Source organism: Methylobacterium sp. WL103 (genome assembly GCF_008039885.1).
GTDB lineage: Bacteria > Pseudomonadota > Alphaproteobacteria > Rhizobiales > Beijerinckiaceae > Methylobacterium > Methylobacterium cerastii.
In genome coordinates, this window is the sequence record NZ_VRUX01000698.1 from 1 (window position 1) to 2,002 (window position 2,002).

Annotated in this window: 2 protein-coding genes; both read right to left on the bottom strand. The window is 70.8% G+C overall.

Going from position 1 to position 2,002, the window contains the following annotated elements:
- Positions 1-1,001: Wzz/FepE/Etk N-terminal domain-containing protein (locus tag FV222_RS24385; RefSeq protein ID WP_348644950.1), on the bottom strand; the 1,001-nt coding region annotated here is incomplete at its 3' end.
- Positions 998-2,002 (bottom strand): polysaccharide biosynthesis/export family protein (locus FV222_RS24390; protein WP_147815851.1); only part of this gene is annotated, 1,005 nt, incomplete at its 5' end. The genes FV222_RS24385 and FV222_RS24390, both read right to left, overlap by 4 nt.

The window sequence follows — 2,002 nt, forward strand, 5'->3', positions numbered from 1 at the left end:
CGGGTGCGCAGCTCGGCGAAGCGCTGGTCGAAGGCGGCCACCGTCGGGTCGGCGTCCGCCGGGGTCGGCTGCCAGCGGTCGGGGCCGGATTCCTTGGTGCGCCTGAGGCGGGTCTCGACGCCCTCGCGCTCGATCTGCGCCGCGGACTTCTGGCGGGCGAGGTCGGCCAGCGTGCCGAGGTCGTTCTGCTGCTCGATCGCGAAGCTCGCGGTGTTGGCGCCCTTGAGGTATTTGCCGAGCTGCCGGTCGATCGCGGCGAGCTCGGCGCGGGCGCGCTCCAGCTTGCCCGCGTAGAACGAGGCCGGCGTCTCGTCGGCGTAGACCTCGACGTGGCGGCGCTTGTAGGCGTCGAGCAGGCGGTTGAGGGCGTCCGCGGCGAAGGTGGGGTCGGTCCAGGTGAAGCCGGTGACGATCACGTCCGTCTCCTTGACGAACACGACCTTGAAGGAGGCGAGGTAGGCCTCGTACAGCTTCTCGTCCGGGCTGAGGTGGCGCAGCAGGCCGATCGCCTCGAAGGGGATCCGAAGGGTGTCGACGACCCAGGTCTTGACCGCCTTGGCGGCGCGCACGAGCTGGCGCCCCTGGTAGACGAGCCAGGCGCCCCATTCCTCGGGGGGCTGGCCGAGGTCGCCCAGCGGCATGATGCGCTTCAGCGCCTCGAACTCGCCGCGCACGATGCTCGGGTCGCGCAGGATCTCGATCTCGTTGTTCACGTTCTGCGCGCGCTCGGAGAACATGTAGTTCTGGTTGGCGCCGCCATTGATCGGGGCGGCCGACTTCTCGCGCCCGAGGCGGATGATGAGCTTGGCGTCCGCGGTGTACTCGGTCGGGGTCAGCAGGAGGTAGATCCCGGCCCCGACCAGGGCCGCGGCCAGGATCAGCAGCGCCGGTCGGGCGTGGCGGAACAGGGCGCCGAGCCCGTCGCGCAGATCGAAGCCATGCCGCTCGAGGCCATGCCGCTCGAAGCCCCGCGGGTCGAGGGCCGTCTCGGTGCCGCTCATAGGGCTGCCCTCGCCGTGGTGCTGGTGGAGGTCGAGGCGGACGGGCCGGTGATGTAGTTCACGCCGAAGCCGGTGCCGTTGAAGAGCAGGATCTGGCGGACCACGAGGTCGACCGCGCGCGCGGTCTTGGCGAGCACCGAAGGCGGCACGTAGACGGTGGCGTTCGGCGGCACGACGATCGAGTCGGCCAGGCCCGGCACGCTGATGTCGACGACCTGCACACTTCCTTGCGCGCCCGCGTCGAAGCGGATGATCCGCACCGCCTCGCCGGCCGCGGTCGGCAGGACGCCGCCGGCGGTGCCGAGGACCTGGGCCAGCGTCCGCGGCCCCGACAGGGTGACCGGGCCGGGCACCCGGACCTCGCCGAACACCATGGTGTTGGCCGGAACCAGCGAGGCCAGCCGCACGCTCGGGCTGACCGAGGCGAGGTGGTGCCGGTAGGCGGCGGACAGCGCCGCCGAGACCTCGTTGACGGTGCGGCCGGCCGCCTGGACCGGGGGCACCATCGGCAGGTTGATCTTGCCGTCCGGCTCGATCGCCATCAGCTTGACGCGGCCGATGTCGGACCGCTGGGTCAGGTCGCGGAAGTCGTCGATGGGCGTGCGGAACTTGCGCAGCAGGATCGTGACGACCGGGTTGATCAGGACGTCGTCGTAGGTCTCGCGGATCAGGGTGGCGGCGCGCTCGGGCGACAGGCCGGCGACCATGATGCCGTTCTTGCCGGGCAGCGAGATCCGCCCGTCCGGCCGGACCACAACCGTTCGGTTGTATTCAGGGTGCGTCCGGAAATCGACGTCGAACTCGTCGTTCGGGTTAAGCCGATAGGTCGGCTGGACCACGCTGGAATCGATCAGCAGCGAGACCTCGAGGTTGTCGCCGACGTTGAGGCGGTAGTTCATCAGCCCGAGGCGCATGGTGCGTCCGACCTCCTCCTGCGCCGCGGCGACGACCGCCGGCGGCGCCTCGGGGATGGAGCCCGTCCGCGCGACGTCGCCGAGCGC